At 54.6% G+C, this 22,219-nt stretch carries 21 protein-coding genes and 1 tRNA gene; 7 read left to right on the forward strand and 15 right to left on the reverse strand.

All coding sequences use genetic code 11. The features are described from left to right. The coding region (locus IM313_RS16795; protein ID WP_193056102.1) for a hypothetical protein at positions 1-680 on the forward strand (680 nt) is incomplete at its 5' end. Between the two features lie 905 nt (positions 681-1,585). After that, complete coding sequence (locus IM313_RS16800; protein ID WP_063943159.1) at positions 1,586-2,395, forward strand: DUF4225 domain-containing protein; 810 nt, start codon at positions 1,586-1,588, stop codon at positions 2,393-2,395. Here the strand turns inward: IM313_RS16800 and IM313_RS16805 are convergent. The 3 genes from IM313_RS16805 to actS all read right to left on the reverse strand — a co-directional run bounded on the left by IM313_RS16805 (position 2,392) and on the right by actS (position 3,991). Then, positions 2,392-2,706 carry a hypothetical protein gene (locus tag IM313_RS16805; RefSeq protein ID WP_020882780.1) on the reverse strand — a complete coding sequence of 105 codons (315 nt, stop codon included), beginning with the start codon at positions 2,704-2,706 and terminating at the stop codon, positions 2,392-2,394. The genes IM313_RS16800 and IM313_RS16805 overlap by 4 nt on opposite strands. A 387-nt stretch (positions 2,707-3,093) precedes the next feature. Further along, positions 3,094-3,167: transfer RNA gene (locus tag IM313_RS16810), tRNA-Gly, on the reverse strand. 80 nt (positions 3,168-3,247) lie between these two features. Further along, on the reverse strand, positions 3,248-3,991 hold the full coding sequence (actS, locus tag IM313_RS16815; protein ID WP_192971657.1) for an amidase activator ActS: 744 nt from the start codon (positions 3,989-3,991) through the stop codon (positions 3,248-3,250). A gap of 163 nt (positions 3,992-4,154) precedes the next feature. Between actS and idi the strand changes: the two genes are divergently transcribed. Then, positions 4,155-4,697, forward strand: coding sequence for an isopentenyl-diphosphate Delta-isomerase (gene idi, locus IM313_RS16820; RefSeq protein ID WP_028014315.1), 543 nt, complete (start codon positions 4,155-4,157; stop codon positions 4,695-4,697). Between the two features lie 38 nt (positions 4,698-4,735). On the opposite strand, the gene lysS is transcribed toward idi, so the two are convergent. The 5 genes from lysS to xerD form a co-directional block, all read right to left on the reverse strand. Next, positions 4,736-6,253: a lysine--tRNA ligase gene (lysS, locus tag IM313_RS16825; RefSeq protein WP_014885130.1), complete on the reverse strand. Its 1,518-nt coding sequence runs from the start codon at positions 6,251-6,253 to the stop codon at positions 4,736-4,738. 9 nt (positions 6,254-6,262) lie between these two features. Continuing rightward, positions 6,263-7,361 (reverse strand): peptide chain release factor 2 gene (gene prfB, locus IM313_RS16830; RefSeq protein ID WP_100170824.1). Its coding sequence is split into 2 segments (ribosomal slippage): positions 6,263-7,285 and positions 7,287-7,361, totalling 1,098 coding nucleotides; the frame shifts between segments, so codons are not numbered across the junction. A 90-nt stretch (positions 7,362-7,451) separates the two neighbouring features. Then, on the reverse strand, positions 7,452-9,185 hold the full coding sequence (gene recJ / locus IM313_RS16835; protein WP_192971656.1) for a single-stranded-DNA-specific exonuclease RecJ: 1,734 nt from the start codon (positions 9,183-9,185) through the stop codon (positions 7,452-7,454). A 5-nt stretch (positions 9,186-9,190) separates the two neighbouring features. Beyond that, entirely contained in the window at positions 9,191-9,904 is a 714-nt protein-coding gene (gene dsbC / locus IM313_RS16840) for a bifunctional protein-disulfide isomerase/oxidoreductase DsbC (protein ID WP_028014319.1), read from the reverse strand. A gap of 28 nt (positions 9,905-9,932) precedes the next feature. Beyond that, a complete protein-coding gene (gene xerD / locus IM313_RS16845; RefSeq protein WP_193034371.1) occupies positions 9,933-10,829 on the reverse strand; it encodes a site-specific tyrosine recombinase XerD in 897 nt (298 codons plus the stop codon). A 101-nt stretch (positions 10,830-10,930) separates the two neighbouring features. Here xerD and fldB point away from each other — a divergent pair, with 101 nt between their 5' ends. Then, the gene (gene fldB, locus IM313_RS16850) at positions 10,931-11,452 is read left to right on the forward strand and encodes a flavodoxin FldB (RefSeq protein ID WP_041908355.1); all 522 of its coding nucleotides are present in this window, start codon (positions 10,931-10,933) and stop codon (positions 11,450-11,452) included. A 6-nt stretch (positions 11,453-11,458) separates the two neighbouring features. Here fldB and IM313_RS16855 read toward each other — a convergent pair whose 3' ends face one another. Beyond that, positions 11,459-11,869 (reverse strand): protein YgfX, encoded by a 411-nt coding sequence (locus tag IM313_RS16855; protein WP_028014322.1) that lies wholly within the window; start codon positions 11,867-11,869, stop codon positions 11,459-11,461. Then, a complete protein-coding gene (gene sdhE / locus IM313_RS16860; protein WP_010435322.1) occupies positions 11,850-12,116 on the reverse strand; it encodes an FAD assembly factor SdhE in 267 nt (88 codons plus the stop codon). The genes IM313_RS16855 and sdhE overlap by 20 nt, the downstream gene beginning before the upstream one ends. A gap of 294 nt (positions 12,117-12,410) precedes the next feature. Between sdhE and ygfZ the strand changes: the two genes are divergently transcribed. Beyond that, a complete protein-coding gene (gene ygfZ, locus IM313_RS16865; RefSeq protein WP_028014323.1) occupies positions 12,411-13,391 on the forward strand; it encodes a tRNA-modifying protein YgfZ in 981 nt (326 codons plus the stop codon). A gap of 87 nt (positions 13,392-13,478) precedes the next feature. Here the strand turns inward: ygfZ and IM313_RS16870 are convergent, their stop codons facing one another. Beyond that, positions 13,479-14,138, reverse strand: a complete 660-nt coding sequence (locus IM313_RS16870; RefSeq protein ID WP_023331242.1) for a hemolysin III family protein — start codon at positions 14,136-14,138, stop codon at positions 13,479-13,481. A gap of 265 nt (positions 14,139-14,403) precedes the next feature. On the opposite strand from IM313_RS16870, the gene IM313_RS16875 reads away from it, so the two are divergent. Together IM313_RS16875 and bglA are read left to right on the forward strand one after the other, a co-directional pair. Continuing rightward, the gene (locus IM313_RS16875; protein ID WP_192971726.1) at positions 14,404-15,135 is read left to right on the forward strand and encodes a MurR/RpiR family transcriptional regulator; all 732 of its coding nucleotides are present in this window, start codon (positions 14,404-14,406) and stop codon (positions 15,133-15,135) included. A 116-nt stretch (positions 15,136-15,251) separates the two neighbouring features. Beyond that, positions 15,252-16,685, forward strand: a complete 1,434-nt coding sequence (bglA, locus tag IM313_RS16880; RefSeq protein WP_192971654.1) for a 6-phospho-beta-glucosidase BglA — start codon at positions 15,252-15,254, stop codon at positions 16,683-16,685. Between the two features lie 61 nt (positions 16,686-16,746). On the opposite strand, the gene IM313_RS16885 is transcribed toward bglA, so the two are convergent. From IM313_RS16885 to gcvT, 4 genes are all read right to left on the reverse strand, one after another. Further along, on the reverse strand, positions 16,747-17,490 hold the full coding sequence (locus IM313_RS16885) for an SDR family oxidoreductase (protein ID WP_192971653.1): 744 nt from the start codon (positions 17,488-17,490) through the stop codon (positions 16,747-16,749). A gap of 68 nt (positions 17,491-17,558) precedes the next feature. Then, on the reverse strand, positions 17,559-20,432 hold the full coding sequence (gcvP, locus tag IM313_RS16890) for an aminomethyl-transferring glycine dehydrogenase (RefSeq protein ID WP_192971652.1): 2,874 nt from the start codon (positions 20,430-20,432) through the stop codon (positions 17,559-17,561). 118 nt (positions 20,433-20,550) lie between these two features. After that, positions 20,551-20,940 (reverse strand): glycine cleavage system protein GcvH, encoded by a 390-nt coding sequence (gcvH, locus tag IM313_RS16895; RefSeq protein ID WP_008499718.1) that lies wholly within the window; start codon positions 20,938-20,940, stop codon positions 20,551-20,553. A 23-nt stretch (positions 20,941-20,963) separates the two neighbouring features. Beyond that, complete coding sequence (gcvT, locus tag IM313_RS16900) at positions 20,964-22,058, reverse strand: glycine cleavage system aminomethyltransferase GcvT (protein ID WP_192971651.1); 1,095 nt, start codon at positions 22,056-22,058, stop codon at positions 20,964-20,966. Positions 22,059-22,219 lie beyond the last annotated feature (161 nt).

Consider the following 22,219-nt stretch of genomic DNA (forward strand, 5'->3'; position numbering starts at 1 on the left):
GTATTCTAGATGCATTAGATAAGACACTGGCATTCTTTGTTAAGAAAATGTTAATCAATAAATTTTCTTTACTCCCCTATACCAATCTTTTATTTATGGCATTCCATTACTTTTATTCCTACCAAGGTAAGAAATCAGAAGAATTATTATCTAACTGGCTATTTTTCATTTCCATTTACGAGCTAGGAAGAGCCAGTCCATCGAAAATAGAAGAAATTATTGTTCTCTTCAAAGAAGGCATGCTTCCAAAAAGTTTAAATAATAATGCATTTCTTCTCAAGGCGATAAAGAATTCTTCGCCGCCAGACTTGCCTATAAAATATTCTGCAGGCTCTGCTTCCGGGAAAACAATAGCTATTATATTAAATAATCATATCGGTTCAATTTTACAAAAGAACAAGCTTAGTGTGGATCTTGGGGAATATTCCATTTTCCCACCCCAAACTATTTTCCGTTCTAATCTGAGTAATTTCTTAGGGAGCAAGAATTTCTTTACTAGCGTTGCAAATGAAAATGATAAAGTTGTAAAAATAATTGAGAATGAAGTTCCTACTCTAAGTCTTTCAATTAATGATATGACTAAAGACGAAATAGTTGAAACTCGTAGGGTAGCAATTGATAATATATATCATATTTTTGCTACTGAAGTAACTTTATATTTAAAGGATAAATATTTGTAAGATCTCCTCAAACAGATTCTTGACATAGTTAACTTGTTACCACGGAGCCGCAAGACCTTGACTAGGCGGTCCTGTAACGTGAGGTGAGCCCGTTCGACACAGCTCTTGGCTGAACTTGTATTTGCACAGATTCGTGCCAGGCACTGCCAAATAGAGTCTGGTCATCACTACCGGTGGCCAGCTTGGTGTTGATTCTGAAGAAGCTGGCCTTGTCGCTGTAGAATACCAGAGGCTTACCGTAACGTTCCTGATAACCGCGAGTACGTCAAAATAGTTGAGTGGACTCATAACTGACAACCATAAGTTGCATTTGCCGGCTCGTCACATTCTCATCGTAATCGAGCAATGTGCAGGCCGGGCCACGATCCTCGAACCAGTGATGCTTGCTGGCATCAGCTCTCCAGAACAGGCGCTTCGCGGGTACAGGTCATGGCCGTAACTTGCATCCTTTGAAAGCAGCGATCACTGTGGCGAGACTGTAGCGCGGTCATGGCATTTTGTCAGAGACGGACATATCAATTTAGCTACTACATCACCAATGCGCATAACAAAGAATATGTTAAATAGCTGTACAATTAGTGAATAGATGCACTTCAAAACATCAAGTTATCTCCCTTGCGTCAGCCCAAAGCAGCATTGTGTAACTGCACTGCTTGTTGCAGTGAGGCGTGTCGCTGAAGGCATCAAGTAGCGATATTTGGCGAAGAAAAGCGCTTTTCACCGAGGGCCTGGGCTGACGGTCTAGCAGATCACCAACAGAGCTGGGGATATTTTGAACAGGAGAATGTAAACTGGAAGGATAAAGCAACGGGCCCCCCACGGGGGCGGGTTGTGAAAATATTATCTGTTGTCTTCGACCTTATTGCACGTAAAATGACCAGACACATTTTGGGAAGGAGTCTTTAATGGATATTGCGCTGCTCAACAGGGGCTGGAACAGAACATGGTCAGATACCATGGTGAATCTTGAAGCCCGGAAACTCGTCGATACAGCAAACCGCCTGTCAGCATTCTATTTGCAAGATGGTCTTACACGCATCAAGTTTGTCGAAGAGATAAAACAGGTTGTAGATAAAGAATTTGAAACAGCACGACGAGCTAAAACCGATGAAGAATGCATTGCATGCATCAAAAATCTACGTGCCGAAACAGATAATCTACAAGAACAAGAACACCTGTTAAGAACCAGAGCCGCACAGCTTTACGCGAAAGTCGAATTTGTTAAGGAAAATAATAAAATCGTCGGTTATGTTATATCCGCTGTAAATGTGGTGCTATCAGGCGTGGTTCTCTTTGGTGGCTTTATGATGTTATCCACTATGGGGCCGATTGGTATGCTGGCTGGGGCAGTCCTGATTGCCGATGGAATGAACGGATTAACCAAAGAAGTGCTCAACTTTAATCAGCCAGCAGGACATAAACCCTCACAAGGTATCATTGCTGACTCCGCGATGCATACGGCCCAGTTTATGGGATTTAATCCTAACACGGGCCTGGCTCTCTATAATGGTGTTACTCTTGGTGCCAGTGTGTACAGCATTGTGGGATTCGCTCGAAAAACTGGAGCCTGGAGATTATTCCGCTGGCTTCCACACGATTACTATCGCAAAGTCAGCACAATGAGCACTCCTAAACTAACAATGAAGATTGTCGGTTATGGTGTTAAAGCAAAAGTGATTTTCGATCTACTAACAACAGAAAATGGAACCAGTTAATCCTTGATAGTTTTACGGTAACGCCAGGATTTATAGGAAATTACCGGCGGCTGTGCGAAGGACATAATGGCAACCCCAAAGATCATCGCCAGCCCCCATGCAAATGCTCTATCAGGTGAGCTGAAGACGATAAGTAGCAGTAGGATTAAGGCACACACAGCCACCACTCCCGCCAAGGTAACAAATCGCCTGGCAAGGTCATTTATGGCCTCTCCAAGCGTTCCTCCATATTTTTCAATATTGCTTTTTATCTTCTGCAATTCGGGCTGCGTAAACCCTGAACGTAACAAAGCTTCATCAGTCACTTTCATATCGTCTCGTCCCTTATCTTCCAGAAGTGCTTTCCCAATCGCTGATTGTGCTAGCAATCATACTGATGAACTTTACAGCAATCCACATGATGTTTGTGCAATGTATCAGATTTCAGACAATAGCAGCCATAAGGCCTCACATCGGGCTTAAATGCGTGTGATCAGTCTGTTCGGGAGTTATGCCAGGTATGCGGCTTTTTGTTCGTTGTTGTACTGTCGCGGTAAGAACCAGGAACCACCGCCAGCGTGAAGATATGCTCCCTTGTACCACAGACCAATCATGCGACAGGTACGGGCGTAGAACAATGGGTAGTTTAAGTTGTACCTGCTAAAGCAGGGCTACGTAACTAACTGATAAGTTATAACTTATTGCTTTATCAGGAGATCTGGAGCGGGCGAAGGGAATCGAACCCTCGTATAGAGCTTGGGAAGCTCTCGTTCTACCATTGAACTACGCCCGCTTTGAGGTGCGTAAGGCATTATAGACCTTACGCACCTTCATACAAGCCTCTTCACAACTAACCGGCGATTAAATAATCACTTAGCACTTAGGTTTGCTGCCGGGCGCAGGAAGATAGCGCTGCGGATCGATGGCCGTCGCCTTATAGCGGATCTGGAAGTGCAGCTTCACCGAATCGGTACCGGTACTGCCCATAGTGGCTATCTTCTGCCCCGCCTTCACGTTCTGCCCGTTGTTGACCAGCATCGTGTCGTTATGCGCGTAGGCGGTGATGTAATCTTCGCCATGCTTAATCATGATGAGGTTACCGTAGCCGCGAAGCTGGTTACCCACATAAACCACCTTCCCTGCCCCGGAGGCATAAACCGGCGTACCGCGCGCAGCGGCGATATCAATACCCTTGTTGCCACCTTCAGAGAGTGAGTAAGGGGCGACCACTTTACCCCTGGCAGGCCAAATCCAGCAGCGCTGTCCAACCGGCGGCCATGACGATTGCGGTACCTGATAGGACGGCGTCACTTTGGCGGTTTTGCCTTTCGATGAGGATTTTTTGCCCGAGGACGAACTGCCGTTCACCTTGAGCTTTTGTCCCACTTCGATGGTGTACGGCGGAGAGATGTTATTCAGGCGCGCCAGATCCTTCACGCTGGTCCCCGTTGCGCGCGAAATCCGGTACAGCGTATCCCCGCGTTTGACGGTGTAGACCGAACCGGAATAGCTTCCCGTATCCGAAGATTTGCTCCCTGAACAGCCCGCCAGGAATAGCGTCAGCGTCAGGCAAAAAATAGCGGTAAGAGGTTTTCTCGTCAGGCTTCCTGCAAACAAAACAGATCCTCGGTCAGCGTGAATGGCGCACTATGATAACAGCCAAAACGAACAGGGGTCATGCCCTTTTCCGCTCTACGAGCCAAACCGTTCGTATAAGAATGCAGTATAATGCTTCGGCTGATGGTGCTGAACCACTCGGCATTTTGGCACTGGAGCATCAATGAGTATTCAAGAACACGTTATTTTGGTAAACGACCAGGGAATGGTGATTGGCACTCAGGAAAAATACGCCGCGCACACCACCCAAACCCCGCTGCATCTGGCGTTCTCATCCTGGCTGTTTAACGCCGAAGGCGAGTGTCTGGTAACCCGACGCGCACTAAGTAAAAAAGCCTGGCCGGGCGTCTGGACGAATTCTGTCTGCGGTCACCCTCAATCGGGTGAACGGACGGAAGAGGCAATTATCCGTCGCTGCCGCGATGAGATTGGCGCAGAAATTACCGCGATTACGCCTGTCGCCTCAGAATTCCGCTACCGCGAAACGGATCCTTCCGGGATCGTTGAAAACGAGATTTGCCCGGTCTTCGCTGCCCGCGTCACCAGCGAACTGCGAATTAACCATGATGAAGTGATGGCATTTGAATGGGTGACGCTGGAGTCGTTATTCCGCGCGCTGGACGCCGCCCCATGGAGCTTTAGCCCGTGGATGGTGCAGGAAGCAACGGTCGCGCGAGACGCATTGAGAGCGTTCGCGGCGCAATAAAAAAGCCCCTTTCGGGGCTTTTTTAGCAACGTAACGCCTTATTTCACCGGGCGCATTGCCGGGAACAGGATCACGTCACGAATGGTGTGGCTGTTGGTGAACAGCATCACCATACGGTCGATACCAATACCCAGACCTGCAGTTGGCGGCAGGCCGTGCTCCAGCGCGGTCACATAGTCTTCATCGAAGAACATCGCTTCGTCGTCGCCTGCTGCTTTCGCGTCAACCTGATCCTGGAAACGCTGCGCCTGGTCTTCCGCATCGTTCAGCTCGCTAAAGCCGTTACCGATTTCACGGCCGCCGATGAAGAATTCGAAACGGTCGGTGATTTCCGGGTTCTCGTCATTACGACGCGCCAGCGGAGAGACTTCCGCCGGGTATTCGGTAATGAAGGTCGGCTGAATCAGGTGCGCTTCGGCCACTTCTTCGAAGATCTCGGTCACGATACGGCCCAGACCCCAGCTCTTCTCAACCTTGATGCCGATGCTTTCAGCGATGGCCTTCGCAGAGTCGAAGTTATCCAGATCCGCCATGTTGGTTTCCGGACGGTATTTCTTGATCGCTTCGCGCATGGTCAGTTTTTCGAACGGCTTGCCGAAGTCGAAGACTTCTTCACCGTAAGGAACCTGCGTGGTGCCCAGAATATCCTGCGCCAGGGTACGGAACAGGGATTCGGTCAGCTCGATCAGATCTTTGTAGTCCGCGTACGCCATATAGAGTTCCATCATGGTGAACTCTGGGTTATGGCGAACGGAGATACCTTCGTTACGGAAGTTACGGTTGATTTCAAACACGCGGTCGAAACCACCGACCACCAGACGCTTCAGGTACAGTTCCGGCGCGATACGCAGGTACATGTCCAGGTCCAGGGCGTTGTGATGGGTGATGAACGGACGCGCAGACGCGCCGCCAGGGATCACCTGCATCATCGGGGTTTCCACTTCCATAAAGTCGCGGTTGACCATGAACTGGCGAATACCGGCCATGATCTGGGAGCGAATTTTGAAGGTCTTGCGGGATTCATCGTTAGAGATGAGATCCAGGTAACGCTGACGGTAGCGCGCTTCCTGATCCTGCAGGCCGTGGAACTTGTCCGGCAGCGGGCGCAGGGCTTTGGTCAGCAGGCGCAGCTCGGTGCAGTGGATAGACAGTTCACCGGTTTTGGTTTTAAACAGTTTACCTTTCGCGCCCAGGATATCGCCCAGGTCCCACTTTTTGAACTGCTCGTTGTAGATGCCTTCCGGCAGGTCGTCACGGGAAACGTACAGCTGAATACGGCCGCCCACGTCCTGCAAGGTCACGAAGGAGGCTTTACCCATGATACGGCGGGTCATCATACGGCCTGCAACGGCCACTTCGATGTTCAGCGCTTCCAGCTCTTCGTTCTCTTTACCGTCGAAGTCAGCGTGCAGTTGGTCTGAGGTGTGGTCACGACGAAAATCGTTCGGGAACGGCACGCCCTGCTCGCGCAGCGCTGCCAGCTTCTCGCGGCGGGTTTTCAGTTCGTTGTTAAGATCGACTACCGCGTCAGCGCCCTGTGCTTGTTGTTCAGACATGTTGGTTCCTCATAACCCTGCTTTCAAACTTGCTTCGATAAATTGGTCCAGGCTGCCGTCCAGCACCGCCTGCGTGTTGCGGGTTTCAACCCCGGTACGCAGGTCTTTGATGCGGGAGTCATCAAGGACGTAAGAACGGATCTGGCTGCCCCAACCGATGTCGGACTTGTTGTCTTCCATCGCCTGTTTCTCAGCATTTTTCTTCTGCATCTCCAGCTCATAAAGCTTCGCTTTCATCTGCTTCATGGCCTGGTCTTTGTTCTTATGCTGGGAACGGTCGTTCTGGCACTGTGTTACCAGCCCGGTTGGAATGTGGGTAATACGCACCGCAGATTCTGTACGGTTAACGTGCTGACCACCCGCGCCGGACGCGCGGTAAACGTCAATACGCAGGTCCGCCGGGTTAATTTCGATATCGATATCTTCGTCAACTTCCGGGTAAACAAACGCGGAGCTGAAGGAGGTATGACGACGACCACCGGAGTCAAACGGGCTCTTACGCACCAGGCGGTGAACGCCGGTTTCGGTACGCAGCCAGCCGTAGGCGTAGTCGCCAATGATCTTGATAGTGACGGATTTAATACCGGCCACTTCACCTTCAGACTCTTCGATAATTTCGGTTTTGAAGCCGCGCGCTTCCGCCCAACGCAGATACATACGCGTCAGCATGCTGGCCCAGTCCTGCGCTTCGGTACCGCCAGAACCTGCCTGAATATCGAGATAGCAGTCAGCGCTGTCGTATTCGCCGGAGAACATGCGACGGAATTCCAGCTGTGCCAGCTTCTCTTCCAGCCCGTCGAGTTCTGCCACGGCTTCGTTAAAGGTTTCTTCGTCGTCGGCTTCGACGGCCAGCTCCAGCAAACCGGAAACATCTTCCAGCCCCTGGGCCATTTGATCCAACGTATCTACGATAGCTTCGAGAGAGGAACGCTCTTTACCCAGCGCTTGTGCGCGTTCAGGTTCGTTCCAGACGTCCGGCTGTTCCAGCTCGGCGTTTACTTCTTCAAGACGCTCTTTCTTGGCATCGTAGTCAAAGATACCCCCTAAGAACGTCAGAGCGCTCCGTGAGGTCCTGAATACGGTTTTTTACCGGATTAATTTCAAACATGGTCTGTTTTCTTTTATGGACTTGTCAAAATGCGGTGATAAGAGCGGGATTGTACCGAATCCACGCCCTTTTTTATAGAGATTACTGCCGCTAAATTGGCCAGATATTGTCGATGATGATCTGAAGGGTGCGGTTACCGCGAAACTCGTTGATATCCAGTTTGTACGCCAGCTCGACCTCGCGCACGCCGTTGTCCGGCCAGATGGAGGTGTCAACGTTGAAGGCGATGCCGTCCAGCAGCGGTCCGCCGCCCACCGGCTCAACCATCACTTTCAGGTGACGTTCGCCGACGATACGCTGCTGCAGCAGACGGAATCGCCCGTCGAACAGCGGTTCCGGGAACATCTGCCCCCATGGACCGGCATCGCGCAGCATCTGCGCGACCTCCATCGTCATTTCGGAGACGGACAGCTCACCGTCAGAGACCACTTCGCCCTGCAGCAGCGCCGGGTCAATCCACTCGGTGACCAGCTCGCCAAACAGGCGCTGGAACTCGTCGAACTTTGCCTCTTCCAGCGACAAGCCTGCCGCCATCGCGTGGCCGCCGAACTTGATCATCAGACCGGGATAAAGCGTATCCAGACGCTCCAGCGCATCGCGCATGTGCAGCCCCTGAATCGAACGGCCAGAGCCTTTCAGCGTGCCGTCACCCGCAGGCGCAAACGCGATCACCGGGCGGTGGAAGCGCTCTTTAATGCGCGACGCCAGAATGCCGACCACGCCCTGATGCCACTCGGGGTGGTACATTGCCAGCCCGCCCGGCAGCGTATCGCCACTGCGCTCAAGTTTTTCGCACAGGGTCAGCGCTTCGGCCTGCATCCCCTGCTCAATCTCTTTACGGGTCTGGTTCAGGGCGTCCAGCTCGTTGGCCAGCACGCGCGCTTCGCCGATGTTGTCGCACAGCAGCAGCGCCACGCCGACGGACATATCGTCCAGCCTTCCGGCAGCGTTTAGACGCGGCCCGAGGGCAAAGCCCAGGTCGCTTGCCGCCAGCTTAAGCGGATCGCGGTTGGCAATCTCCAGCAGCGCCTTAATTCCGGGACGGCACTTGCCCGCGCGAATACGGCTTAAGCCCTGCCAGGTCAAAATGCGGTTATTGGCATCAAGAGGTACCACGTCCGCCACGGTGCCCAGCGCCACCAGGTCGAGGTATTCGGCCAGGTTTGGAACGGCAATGCCGCGGGATTCGAACCAGCCCTTATCGCGTAAGAGAGTACGCAACGCCAGCATCAGATAAAACGCCACGCCCACGCCGGCGAGGGATTTCGACGGGAAATCGCAGTCGCGCAGGTTGGGGTTAATAATCGCTTCTGCTGCGGGGAGCGTATCGCCGGGCAGGTGATGATCGGTGACCAGCACCGGGATCCCCAAAGCGTGAGCATGATCGACGCCCGCATGGGAGGAGATCCCGTTGTCGACGGTCATGATCATCTGCGCACCGCGGGCATGGGCCTGATCGACCACCTCCGGGCTGAGGCCATAGCCGTCTTCAAAGCGGTTCGGCACCAGATAGGTGACATTATCGCAGCCCAGCGCGCGCAGGCTGAGTACGCTCAGGGCGGTGCTGGTTGCGCCGTCGGCGTCGAAATCCCCTACCACCACAATGCGCGTTCCCTCACGAAGCGCGTTGTAGAGCATTTCAGTGGCTTTTTCGATACCGTTCAGCTGCTGCCAGGGCAGCATCCCTTTCACGCTGCGCTCAAGATCCTCTGCGCGACGCACGCCGCGGCTGGCGTAGAGGCGCCTTAGCAGCGGCGGGAGATCGTCCGGTAAATCAACGTGTTCAACCGCCTCGCGGCGGCGCAATTTGATGGGGGCTTTCACGCGAATTATTTACCACCAAACTGTTTCTGGTGCGCGTCGAGGAACTCTTTCATCTCTTTTGGTCCCTGATAACCCGGAACGACATACCCGTTACTCAGGACAATCGCTGGCGTACCGCTCACGCCAAACTGCACGCCCAGCGCGTAGTGGTTAGCAATGTCGATGTCGCAGGAAGCAGGCTTAACGTCTTTACCGTTCATCGCGTCATCAAACGCTTTGTTGCGGTCTTTGGCACACCAGATCGCTTTCATGTCCTGCTCTGGCTTGCTCTGTACGCCTGCGCGCGGGAAGGCCAGGTAACGCACGGTAATGCCCAGCGCGTTATAGTCTTTCATCTGTTCATGCAGCTTGTGGCAGTAGCCACAGGTGATGTCGGTGAAGACGGTAATCACATGTTTTTCCTGCGCCGCTTTATAGACGATCATCTCTTTTTCGAGCGCGTTCAGGTTTTTCATCAGCAGCTGGTTGGTGACGTTCACCGGCTGCGCGCCGCTCACGTCGTACAGCGGTCCCTGAATAAAGTGTTTGCCGTCTTCGGTGACGTACAGCACGCCGCTGTTGGTCAGTACGGTTTTCATACCGGCAACCGGCGCAGGCTGGATGTCGCTGCTGGTGACGCCAAGCTTAGCCAGAGACTGTTTGATGGCGGCGTCATCCGCATGGGCGAAGCCGGTAAATGAGGCTGCCAGCAGGGTGAACAGCACGAAAGACTTTTTCATAATTGATCCTGTTACAATTTGTCGGCACTCACGCACGAGGGTGGTGCTGTTGGTGTAGCTGCCGCAGGCGTTCCGTCGCGACATGGGTGTAAATTTGCGTCGTTGAAAGATCGCTGTGTCCCAGCAGCATCTGCACCACGCGTAAATCTGCGCCGTGGTTTAACAGATGCGTCGCGAAGGCGTGACGCAATACGTGCGGCGAAAGCTTTTCACTGTCGATACCCGCCAGTGTGGCGTAATGCTTGATGCGATGCCAGAACGTTTGTCGCGTCATCTGCTGCACGCGCTGGCTCGGAAACAGGACGTCGATAGACGCGCCATTGAGCAGCCAGGGGCGGCCATGCTCAAGATACGTCTCCAGCCAGTAAACCGCCTCTTCTCCCAGCGGAACCAGCCTTTCCTTGTTTCCTTTACCGATGACGCGCACCACGCCCTGACGCAGGCTGATGTCGCTCATCGTCAGGCCAACCAGTTCCGAAACGCGCAAGCCGGTAGCATACAATAGCTCAAGCATGGCTTTATCGCGTAACTCCAGCGGCAGGTCAACAGCCGGTGACTGTAATAATCTCTCAACTTGTGCTTCGCTGAGATCTTTCGGCAGCCGTTGCGGGAGTTTCGGGGACGCCAGCAGCGCGCTGGGATCGTCTTCGCGAATCTTCTCCCGATAAAGATGCTGGAAAAGCCGACGCATTGCGCTGAGCAAGCGTGCAGAGCTGGTGGCTTTGTACCCTCCTTCTACGCGTTCAGCGAGCAGCGCCTGCAGGTCGTCGCTTTGCGCGCTCGCAAGCGATAGCTCCCGACGCGCCAGCCACTCCACCAGCATGGAGAGATCGCGCCGGTAGGCACTGAGGGTATTCTCGGCCAGATTTTTCTCCAGCCACAGCGCGTCGAGAAACTGTTCAACGAGTGCGAGATCCTTTTCCACATCAGCCCCTTTGATTTTGCAGTCAGGCCATTATGCCTGATTGCGACCGGTTTCTGGTACACTACGCGCAAAGTCATAGCAAGAATTGAGATAGTTACGCGATGAATATTGGTCTGTTCTATGGTTCCAGCACCTGCTACACCGAAATGGCGGCGGAGAAAATTCGCGACATCATTGGCCCGGAACTGGTGACGTTGCATAACCTGAAAGATGACTCGGTCGCCTTGATGGAGCAGTATGATGTGCTGATTCTGGGCATCCCAACCTGGGATTTTGGTGAGATACAGGAAGACTGGGAAGCCATCTGGGATCAGCTCGATTCAGTCAATTTCGACGGTAAAATTATTGCGATGTACGGCATGGGTGACCAGTTAGGCTACGGCGAATGGTTCCTGGACGCACTCGGCATGCTGCACGATAAGCTGGCACCAAAAGGGGCGGCATTTATCGGCTACTGGCCAACCGAAGGGTATGAATTCACCAGTAAAAAGCCGATTATTGCCGACGGCGAGCTGTTTGTCGGGCTCGCGCTGGATGAAACCAATCAGTACGATCTCAGCGACGAGCGCCTGCAGGCCTGGTGCGAGCAGATCCTCGGCGAAATGGCAGAAAAATTCAGCTAACGCGCGTTACTCCTGCGTCGGCTGTTGCAGCAACATCCGGCGCAGATCCCGCCATTCTGATGCGTCCATACTGTCCGCCGCCAGCCACAGGTGCTGGCAACGTCCGCCCCCCACTTTGCGTAACCGTAACATCATCCCGGCGTTAAGCATCCAGGGCACACCGAGAATATCCCACTCTTTTCCCTGCCAGCGCAGGCGGGAATCCATCAGCAGCTTGATCTCGCCCTGACGCGCGTTAATGCGACGCTGGCTGCGTACGCTGTCAAAAACAACAAACGAAAGTAATAGCAGCCACAGCGGCGTATAGCTGAGCGGCCACGGCATGAGTAAAACGATGGCCGCAACCAGCCCGTGGAGCAATAAAGACATCCACTGCGAGCGCCACGAGACGCGAAGATCAGATTGCCACAGGACCACGTTCCCGATTCCGTGTTTGAATTAATTGCACCATCCGTTGCAACTCGGTGTCGGCGGGTTTGCCGTGGTTCATCAGCCAGTTGAATAAATCCGGATCGTCAGACTCAAGCAGGCGAACAAACAGACGCTTATCATCATCGCTTAAGCTGTCGTACTCATATTCGAAGAAAGGCATGATGGAAATATCAAGTTCACGCATTCCGCGTCGGCATGCCCAGTGAATACGGGCCTTGTTGTTAATATCCATGTTCAGTTTCCTGCATTACGTTTGGCACAGTCGGTACCCCGTTTTCTGTTCTTAATTTCTCTACGGGGACACCAGCTAGTGTAACGTGTTTTTGACCGTTTCATTACTGGAATATTGCGTTTGACGAGCTGGCTTCCAGAATAATCCCTACATAGACAGCGGATTACACTATTTTGCGTAGCGCTACGCATAACCCGTTTATGGCACAAATGGTCTGCTGAAAGCGCTTGCAATGCCTGCAGGCTCTTTTACCATTAGGCATTATCAAAGCGTTAAGCAATTCAGGATACCGTTATGGCCTTTACACCATTTTCTCCTCGCCAGCCCGCCGCCTCTGCGCGTCTGCCGCTGACGCTTATTTCTCTTGATGACTGGGCGCTGGCAACCCTCTCCGGCGCCGACGCCGAAAAATACTTGCAGGGTCAGGTGACTGCGGATGTTGCGCAGTTGACTGAACACCAGCATCTGCTGGCCGCGCACTGCGATCCTAAGGGCAAAATGTGGAGCAACCTGCGTCTCTTCCGCCGTCAGGACGGTTTTGCCTTTATTGAGCGCCGCAGCCTGCGCGATGCGCAGCTCAAAGAACTGAAAAAATACGCGGTCTTTTCCAAAGTCACCATCGCCCCGGACGATGAACATGTTCTGCTGGGCGTGGCGGGCTTCCAGGCGCGTGCGGCGCTGAAAAATCTGTTTGCTGAACTGCCGGATGCAGAAAAACAGGTGGTCAGCGAGGGCGCAACTTCCATCCTGTGGTTTGAACACCCGGCAGAGCGCTTCCTGTTAGTCACGGATGCCGCAACAGCCGAACGTGTGACCGAGGCGCTGCGCGGCGAAGCGCAGCTCAACAACAGCCAGCAGTGGCTGGCGCTGAACATCGAAGCGGGTCTGCCGGTAATTGACGCAGCCAACAGCGCGCAGTTTATTCCTCAGGCAACTAACCTGCAGGCGCTGGGGGGAATCAGCTTTAAAAAAGGCTGCTACACCGGTCAGGAAATGGTCGCGCGTGCAAAATTCCGTGGGGCAAACAAACGCGCGTTGTGGACACTGGCAGGTCATGCCAGCCGCGTACCGGAAGCAGGTGAAGACTTAGAACTGAAGATGGGCGACAACTGGCGCCGCACCGGTACCGTGTTAGCCGCAGTCCAGCTGGACGATGGCCGTCTTTTGGTACAGGCTGTAATGAACAACGACATGGAAGCGGACAGCGTGTTCCGCGTGCGCGACGACGCGAATACGTTGAGTATTGAGCCGCTACCGTATTCACTGGAAGAGTGATGCTCTATCGCCCGGTGGCGCTGCGCTTACCGGGCCTACGGGTGCAAATCCAGGTCGGGTAAGGCGAAGCCGCCACCCGACAACAAACTAAACCTGCCCCACGTACAAATAAATCGCCAAAAAGTGGCACACGCTGCCGCCCAGCACAAAGCCGTGCCAGATGGCATGGTTATATGGGATGCGCTTGCAGACGTAGAAAATAACGCCCAGCGAGTAGACCACACCGCCCACCGCCAGCAGCGTGACCCCGCCGACCGCCAGCTTAATCGCCAGCTGATACACCACAATCAGCGACAGCCAGCCCATCGTCAGATAGGTGACCAGCGACAACACTTTAAACCGGTGCGCAATGGTCAGCTTAAACAGGATCCCCAGCAGCGCCAGGCTCCAGATAACAATCATCAGGCCGCGCGACAGCGGTGAGTTTAGCCCCACCAGCAGGAAAGGCGTATAGGTACCCGCAATCAGCAGATAGATAGCGCAGTGGTCAAATTTCTTAAGCCATATTTTGGCCCGCTGATGCGGAATCGCGTGATAGAGCGTCGAGGCCAGGAACAGCAGGATCATACTTCCGCCATACAGGCTATAGCTGGTAATGGCCATCGCGCTGGCATTGGTATCCACCGCCTGTACCAGCAATAACACTAAACCGACAATCCCAAACACCAGGCCAATGCCGTGGCTGATGCTGTTGGCTACTTCCTCAGCCAGCGAATATCCCTGTGCGATTAATGGTCTGCTCGCCATACTAAACTCCGGGAAAACTAAAGATGATTATTCATCGCATGACTATGCTAACTGAGAATGATTCCAGTGAACACCTGTTAGCTAAAATAATTTTAAAGTAAATTTTTATAATAAAAATCAAAAACATAAACGGAAAATTCACCTGACATTTGTTCACATAAAAATTTAAGCGTTACTAATCAATGGCATAAAATTGGCTCCTGCCGTCTGGCTGCATGATATGATGGATAAATGAGGTCTGAATGAGAGTTTTGCCACTGTGAGTATGTTCACCCACTCCGCCATTGCCAGTCTCAATAACTTGGAAATGATGGTCTACAACTATGTCATCAAAAACCGGGACAAAGTGATGTACATGACCATCCGCGAGCTGGCGGATGCGGCCGACGTCTCAACCACCACTATCCTGCGCTTTTGCCGCAAGCTCAACTGCGAAGGGTATTCTGAATTTCGCGTGCGCTTTAAGCTCTATCTTGAGCAGAACGAGCCCCAGCAGGCGAATTTCGGCGCCAGCGAAATTATCAGTTTCTTTAAAAGCGTGAATAATGAAGAGTTCGACGCGCTATTAAATGACGCGGTAAATATCATTTTGTCTTCCGAGCGAATTATATTTGTCGGGGCGGGCACGTCAGGCTCTTTGGCCAAATATGGCGCACGCTTCTTTTCAAATATTGGTAAATTCAGTAATCATATTGATGACCCTTATTTCCCGGTCACCAATGATATGGCGAAAAATGCGCTGGCGATTGTGCTCTCCGTCTCGGGCGAAACCGAGGAGATCCTGCGCTTCGCCAGCCAGTTCAGCCTGCATCACTGCAAGGTGCTCTCTATCACCAGCCACGAGCACTCGCGCCTGGCAAAACTGGCGGACTTTAATCTCTCCTGGCATGTTCCCCAGACGCGAATTGGCGGCGTCTACGATATCACCACGCAAATTCCCGTCATTTATATTCTGGAATCTCTCGGACGCAAGCTGGCGAAAAAACTGACGGAATAAAACATCCTGTTTTTTCGATGTGACAAATCACAATTTTCGCAAATTGTTATATCGTGACATTCAATTTCGCTTTGCTAGACTCAATGCCAATAAGCCATTTATTGAGAATAGCAGCGATGAAAAAAATAACCTTACCGAAAGATTTTTTATGGGGCGGCGCGGTTGCCGCTCATCAGGTTGAAGGCGGCTGGAACAAAGGCGGCAAAGGGCCAAGCATTTGCGACGTGCTGACCGGCGGCGCACACGGCGTGCCGCGCGAAATCACGCAGGAGGTGGTGCCGGGTAAATACTACCCAAACCACGAAGCCATCGACTTCCACGGCCACTATAAAGAAGACATCAAGCTATTTGCCGAGATGGGCTTCAAGTGTTTCCGTACCTCTATCGCCTGGACGCGCATCTTCCCGAAAGGTGACGAAACGCAGCCAAACGAAGAAGGGCTGAAGTTTTACGACGACATGTTCGATGAGCTGCTGAAGTACAACATCGAACCGGTGATCACTCTCTCCCACTTCGAAATGCCGCTGCACCTGGTGCAGGAGTATGGTAGCTGGACCAACCGCAAAGTGGTCGATTTCTTCGTGCGCTTCGCGGAAGTGGTGTTTGAGCGCTACAAGCACAAGGTCAAATACTGGATGACCTTCAACGAAATCAACAACCAGCGCAACTGGCGCGCCCCGCTGTTCGGCTACTGCTGCTCGGGCGTGGTCTACACCGAACATGACAACCCGGAAGAGACCATGTACCAGGTGCTGCACCACCAGTTTGTGGCCAGCGCCCTGGCGGTGAAAGCCGCGCGCCGCATCAACCCGGAGATGAAAGTCGGCTGCATGCTGGCGATGGTGGCGCTCTATCCGTTCTCCTGCAAGCCTGAAGACGTGATGTTCGCCCTGGAATCCATGCGCGAGCGCTATGTCTTTACCGACGTCCAGCTGCGTGGTTACTACCCGTCCTACGTGCTGAACGAGTGGGAGCGCCGCGGCTTTTCCATCAAAATGGAGGCGGGCGACGAGCAGATCCTGCGTGAAGGTACCTGCGACTACTTAGGCTTCAGCTACTACATGACCAACGCGGTGAAGGCGGAAGGCGGCACAGGTGACGCCATTTCCGGCTTTGAAGGCAGCGTGCCGAACCCGCACGTGAAGGCGTCCGACTGGGGCTGGCAGATTGACCCGGTGGGCCTGCGTTATTCCCTGTGCGAACTTTACGAGCGTTACCAGAAGCCGCTGTTTATCGTTGAAAACGGCTTCGGCGCCTACGACAAGGTGGAAGAAGACGGCAGCATCAACGATGACTATCGCATCGACTATCTGCGTGCCCACGTTGAAGAGATGATCAAAGCCGTCACCCACGATGGCGTGGATCTGATGGGCTATACGCCGTGGGGCTGCATCGACTGCGTGTCGTTCACCACCGGTCAGTACAGCAAGCGCTACGGCTTTATCTACGTCAACAAGCACGACGACGGCACGGGCGACATGTCGCGCTCCCGTAAGAAGAGCTTCGAGTGGTATAAAGGCGTGATTGCGAGCAACGGCGAGAAACTTTAACGCCGGGCGCCGTTACGCTTGATCCCCTCTCCCCTTTGGGGAGAGGGTTAGGATGAGGGGTTTACTTCCCACCAGCCAGCTCGATAAAACTGCCCGTCACGTAAGACGCCTTCTCGCTCAGCAGCCAGACAATCGCCTGCGCCACCTCTTCCGGCTGGCCGCCGCGCTGCATCGGCAGTAACGATTTTACGCGATCCACTCGCCCCGGCTCTCCGCCGGAAGCATGGATATCGGTATAAATCAGCCCAGGCCGCACGCAGTTCACGCGAATACCCTGCGCCGCCACCTCCAGCGATAGCCCGGTTGTCAGCGAATCTACCGCGCCTTTAGAAGCAGCGTAATCGACATATTCACCCGGCGCGCCCAGACGAGACGCGGCGGAAGAGACATTCACAATCGCCCCGCCCTTGCCGCCATGCTTGATGGACATGCGTTTCACCGCTTCACGACAGCAGAGAAAGTAGCCCGTGACGTTGGTCGCCAGCACGCGGTTAATGCGCTCTGCGGACAGATTCTCGATGGTGGATTGCTCAAACAGAATGCCTGCATTATTGACCAGCGCGCGAAGCGGCTCACCTTCACGATCGATGCTGTCAAACATCGCCAGCACCTGAGCTTCATCGCTGATGTCCGCACGCACGGCAAACGCTTTACCGCCGTCCTCAACGATCTGATTGATAACGTCCGTCGCGGCTTTAATGTTGTGGTGATAGTTCACCGCCACGGTGTAGCCTTCACGTGCCAGCTGCAGCGCGGTGGCTTTCCCAATGCCCCGGCTCGCGCCGGTGACCAGTGCAATTGCCATTCACAACCTCCAGATAAAAAAAAGCCGGGTGGCGCTTACGCTTACCCGGCCTACAGTATGGCAAATACTTACTGGTATTCGCTCATCGGCACGCAGGAGCAGAACAGATTACGGTCGCCGTAAACGTCATCAAGACGCTTCACGGTCGGCCAGTATTTGTTTGCCACGCCTGCCGGGAAGACGGCCAGCTCGCGGGAGTAACCGTGGTTCCACTCTGCCACCATCTCGTGCTGGGTATGCGGGGCGTTGACCAGCGGGTTATCTTCCAGCGTCCATTCGCCGTCCTGCACGCGGTCGATCTCCATGCGGATGGCCAGCATCGCGTCGATAAAGCGGTCCAGCTCGGCTTTGCTTTCAGACTCGGTCGGCTCCACCATCAGCGTCCCCGCAACCGGGAACGACATGGTTGGCGCGTGGAAGCCGTAGTCGATCAGACGCTTGGCGATATCCAGCTCGCTGATGCCGGTCTGCTCTTTCAGCGGACGAATATCCAGAATGCACTCGTGCGCCACGCGACCGTCGCGGCCGGTATAGAGCACCGGGAAGGCGGACTTCAGGCGAGTCGCAATGTAGTTGGCGTTCAGAATAGCCACCTGGCTCGCCTGCTTCAGCCCTTCCGCGCCCATCATGCGGATGTACATCCAGCTGATTGGCAGGATTGATGCGCTACCGAACGGGGCCGCAGAGACCGCGCCCTGACGGGTCAGCATGCCTTCAATCTGCACCACGCTGTGCCCCGGCACAAACGGCGCCAGGTGCGCTTTCACGCCGATTGGTCCCATGCCCGGGCCGCCACCGCCGTGCGGAATGCAGAAGGTTTTATGCAGGTTCAGGTGCGACACGTCCGCGCCGATAAAGCCCGGAGAGGTAATGCCCACCTGAGCGTTCATGTTCGCGCCGTCGAGGTATACCTGACCGCCAAACTGGTGCACCACTTCGCACACTTCACGGATGGTCTCTTCGTACACGCCGTGGGTGGACGGGTAGGTCACCATGATGCAGGAGAGCTTGTCGCCCGCCTGCTGGGCTTTCGCACGCAGGTCGGCCAAATCGATGTTGCCGTTCTTATCGCACGCGACCACCACCACTTCCATGCCCGCCATCTGGGCTGAGGCCGGGTTGGTGCCGTGGGCGGAGCTTGGGATCAGGCAGATATCGCGGTGACCTTCGTTACGGCTTTCGTGATAGTGACGGATCGCCAGCAGGCCCGCGTATTCACCCTGCGCGCCGGAGTTCGGCTGCATGCAGAGCGCGTCGTAACCGGTCAGCTTCACCAGCCAGTCTGAAAGCTGGTTGATCATCATGTGATAGCCTTCCGCCTGTTCTGGCGGGCAGAACGGGTGCAGTTCGGAGAATTCAGGCCAGGTAATCGGGATCATCTCTGCCGCGGCGTTCAGCTTCATGGTGCAGGAGCCCAGCGGGATCATCGCCTGGTTAAGCGCCAAATCCTTGCGCTCCAGAGAGTGCATATAGCGCATCATCTCGGTTTCGCTGTGATAGCGATTGAACACCGGGTGAGTCAGGATCGCGTCATTGCGCAGCATGCTTTCCTGAATGGAGCGGCTGTCGAGCGCGACCTCTTTGTCGAGCGTATCAACGTCCAGACCGTGAGCGTCGCCCAGCAACACGCTGAACAGGTTCAGGATATCGTCGCGAGTGGTGCTTTCATCCAGCGTAATGCCGACCGCGTTGTGGATGTCGCTGCGCAGGTTGATTTCTGCTGCATTCGCGCGCGCCAGCACGGCGGCTTTGTCTGCCACTTCCACGCACAGGGTGTCGAAGTAGTGCGCGTGGCGCAGCTTGAGGCCCTTCTGCTGCAGGCCGCAGGCCAGAATATCGGCCAGGCGGTGAATGCGACTGGCAATGCGTTTCAGGCCAGCCGGACCGTGGAATACCGCATACAGGCTGGCGATGTTTGCCAGCAGTACCTGGGAAGTACAGATGTTGGAGTTCGCTTTCTCGCGGCGGATATGCTGCTCGCGGGTCTGCATCGCCATGCGCAACGCGGTATTACCGGCAGCATCTTTTGACACGCCAATGATACGGCCTGGCATGGAGCGTTTGAATTCATCTTTCGCGCCGAAGAACGCCGCGTGCGGGCCGCCGTAGCCCATCGGCACGCCGAAGCGCTGCGCAGAGCCGAATACAATATCCGCGCCCTGTTTGCCCGGCGCCGTCAGCAGCACCAGCGCCATAAAATCGGCGGCAACGCTGACAACCACTTTGCGGGATTTCAGCTCGGCAATCAGCGCGCCGTAGTCGTGAACTTCGCCGGTGGTGCCCACCTGCTGCAGCAGCACGCCGAAGACGTCCTGGTGATCCAGCACTTTGTCGGCGTCGTCGACGATCACCTCAAAGCCGAAGGTTTCTGCACGGGTGCGCACCACGTCCAGCGTCTGGGGATGCACGTCCGCCGCCACGAAGAAGCGGTTAGCATTTTTCAGCTTGCTTACGCGCTTTGCCATCGCCATCGCTTCGGCAGCGGCGGTCGCTTCATCCAGCAGAGAGGCGGAAGCGATATCCATACCGGTCAGATCCAGCGTCACCTGCTGGAAGTTCAGCAGCGCTTCCAGACGCCCCTGGGAGACTTCTGGCTGATAAGGGGTGTAAGCGGTGTACCAGCCCGGGTTTTCCAGCATGTTGCGCAGGATAACCGGCGGTAACTGCACGTTGGTGTAGCCCATGCCAATGTAAGACTTATAGCGCTTGTTGAGGCCTGCAATAGCCTTCAGCTCCGCCAGCGCGGCGAACTCCGTGGTGGCTTCCCCTACCTGAGGCGGCGTGGCAAGCTGGATGTCTTTTGGCACAATCTGGCCGATCAGTGCGTCTAATGAATCCGCGCCAACCGTCTTCAGCATCTCCTGCTGTTGCTGAGCATCCGGCCCAATGTGACGTTCAATGAAGGCGCCACGGTTTTCAAGCTGGCTTAAAGTCTGTGTCATGAGCGATGGTTCCTGATACGTGCAGTGAATCGTAGTTATCTGTAACGCTGTTGCCCGGTGGCGCTACCGCTTACCGGGCCCTGTAAGCCGGATAAGCGCAGCGCCATCCGGCACAACGTTATTCGTCTTCCAGTAGTGCTTCGTACGCGGTTGCATCCAGCAGCGCGGCAACTTGCGATTCGTCGCTGGCTTTGATCTTGAAGATCCAGCCGCCTTCATACGGCTCGCTGTTGACCAGCTCTGGCGAATCGCTCAGCGCGTCGTTGACCGCAACAATCTCACCGCTTACCGGTGCGTAGATGTCAGACGCCGCTTTTACGGACTCCGCCACGGCGCAGTCGTCGCCCGCGCTAACGGTCGTGCCCACGTCAGGCAGGTCAACAAACACCATGTCGCCCAGCAGCTCCTGCGCGTGCTCGGTGATCCCTACGGTGTAAGTGCCGTCCGCCTCTTTGCGCAGCCACTCGTGTTCTTTGCTGTATTTCAGTTCTGCTGGCACATTGCTCATTGAAGTTCTCCTGATAAAAATAGTTAGGCGACCGGCTTACCGGCGCGAACAAAAATCGGTTTGGTCACGTTGACCGGCATTTCGCGGTTGCGGATCTGCACCACCGCCGTTTCGCCAATGCCTGCCGGCACGCGTGCCAGTGCAATACTGTAGCCCAGCGTCGGGGAGAAGGTTCCGCTGGTGATCACGCCTTCGCGATGATTGCCGTCAGCATCGGTAAAGCGCACCGGCAGCTCGCCGCGCAGCACGCCTTTTTCCTTCATCACCAGTCCCACCAGCTGTTCGGTGCCCTTCTCGCGCTGCATCTCCAGCGCTTCACGGCCAATAAAATCACGGTCAGCCGGTTCCCACGCGATGGTCCAGCCCATGTTAGCCGCCAGCGGAGAGACGCCTTCATCCATTTCCTGACCGTAGAGGTTCATGCCCGCTTCCAGACGCAGCGTATCGCGCGCGCCCAGACCCGCAGGCTTCACGCCCGCTTCAACCAGCGCACGCCAGAAATCGGCAGCTTTCTCGTTCGGCATCGCAATTTCGTAACCCGCTTCACCGGTATAGCCGGTGGTGGCGATAAACAGATCCCCTGCCTGCACGCCGAAGAACGGCTTCATGCCTTCGGTGGCGGTGCGCTGCTCGTCGCTGAACAGAGACGCGGCTTTTGCCTGCGCGTTCGGCCCCTGCACGGCGATCAGCGACAGATCGTCACGGACGGTGATGTCGACGGCATAAGGTTCGGCGTGTTGGGTGATCCAGGAGAGGTCTTTTTCGCGGGTGGCGGAGTTTACAACGAGGCGGAAGAAATCTTCAGTGAAGTAGTAGACGATAAGGTCGTCAATCACGCCGCCCGAGGCATTCAGCATGCCGGTATAGAGCGCTTTACCCGGCGTCTTCAGTTTGGCGACGTCGTTTGCCAGCAGATAACGCAAAAACTCCCGGGTGCGGCTACCGCGCAGATCGACAATCGTCATGTGGGACACGTCGAACATACCGGCATCGGTGCGCACCGCGTGGTGCTCATCAATCTGCGAGCCGTAGTGCAGCGGCATCATCCAGCCATGGAAGTCCACCATGCGGGCGCCGCATAACACGTGTTGTTCGTACAAAGGAGTCTGTTGAGCCATCTTGTCCTCGTTGAAAAATTCACCGTGAAACCCGGTATCGGCCTCGTTCCCGAATGCCGACGCAAACGTTCTCTTTTACCTGAACTTACCACCGAAACCGGCGGTTAACCATAAGGTAAAACGGGTCATCACATTAGCTTATGACCAAAAAACGCTGAAAA

The organism is Enterobacter cloacae complex sp. P2B (assembly GCF_014895985.1).
Classification (GTDB): Bacteria; Pseudomonadota; Gammaproteobacteria; order Enterobacterales; family Enterobacteriaceae; genus Enterobacter; species Enterobacter bugandensis.

Coding starts and splice junctions, on each gene's coding strand:
- IM313_RS16800 (WP_063943159.1), top strand. CDS start 1,586: ATGGATATTGCGCTGCTCAACAGGGGCTGGAACAGAACATGGTCAGAT.
- IM313_RS16805 (WP_020882780.1), bottom strand. CDS start 2,706: ATGAAAGTGACTGATGAAGCTTTGTTACGTTCAGGGTTTACGCAGCCC.
- idi (WP_028014315.1), top strand. CDS start 4,155: ATGAGTATTCAAGAACACGTTATTTTGGTAAACGACCAGGGAATGGTG.
- lysS (WP_014885130.1), bottom strand. CDS start 6,253: ATGTCTGAACAACAAGCACAGGGCGCTGACGCGGTAGTCGATCTTAAC.
- dsbC (WP_028014319.1), bottom strand. CDS start 9,904: ATGAAAAAGTCTTTCGTGCTGTTCACCCTGCTGGCAGCCTCATTTACC.
- fldB (WP_041908355.1), top strand. CDS start 10,931: ATGAATATTGGTCTGTTCTATGGTTCCAGCACCTGCTACACCGAAATG.
- sdhE (WP_010435322.1), bottom strand. CDS start 12,116: ATGGATATTAACAACAAGGCCCGTATTCACTGGGCATGCCGACGCGGA.
- ygfZ (WP_028014323.1), top strand. CDS start 12,411: ATGGCCTTTACACCATTTTCTCCTCGCCAGCCCGCCGCCTCTGCGCGT.
- IM313_RS16870 (WP_023331242.1), bottom strand. CDS start 14,138: ATGGCGAGCAGACCATTAATCGCACAGGGATATTCGCTGGCTGAGGAA.
- IM313_RS16875 (WP_192971726.1), top strand. CDS start 14,404: ATGTTCACCCACTCCGCCATTGCCAGTCTCAATAACTTGGAAATGATG.
- bglA (WP_192971654.1), top strand. CDS start 15,252: ATGAAAAAAATAACCTTACCGAAAGATTTTTTATGGGGCGGCGCGGTT.
- IM313_RS16885 (WP_192971653.1), bottom strand. CDS start 17,490: ATGGCAATTGCACTGGTCACCGGCGCGAGCCGGGGCATTGGGAAAGCC.
- gcvP (WP_192971652.1), bottom strand. CDS start 20,432: ATGACACAGACTTTAAGCCAGCTTGAAAACCGTGGCGCCTTCATTGAA.
- gcvH (WP_008499718.1), bottom strand. CDS start 20,940: ATGAGCAATGTGCCAGCAGAACTGAAATACAGCAAAGAACACGAGTGG.
- gcvT (WP_192971651.1), bottom strand. CDS start 22,058: ATGGCTCAACAGACTCCTTTGTACGAACAACACGTGTTATGCGGCGCC.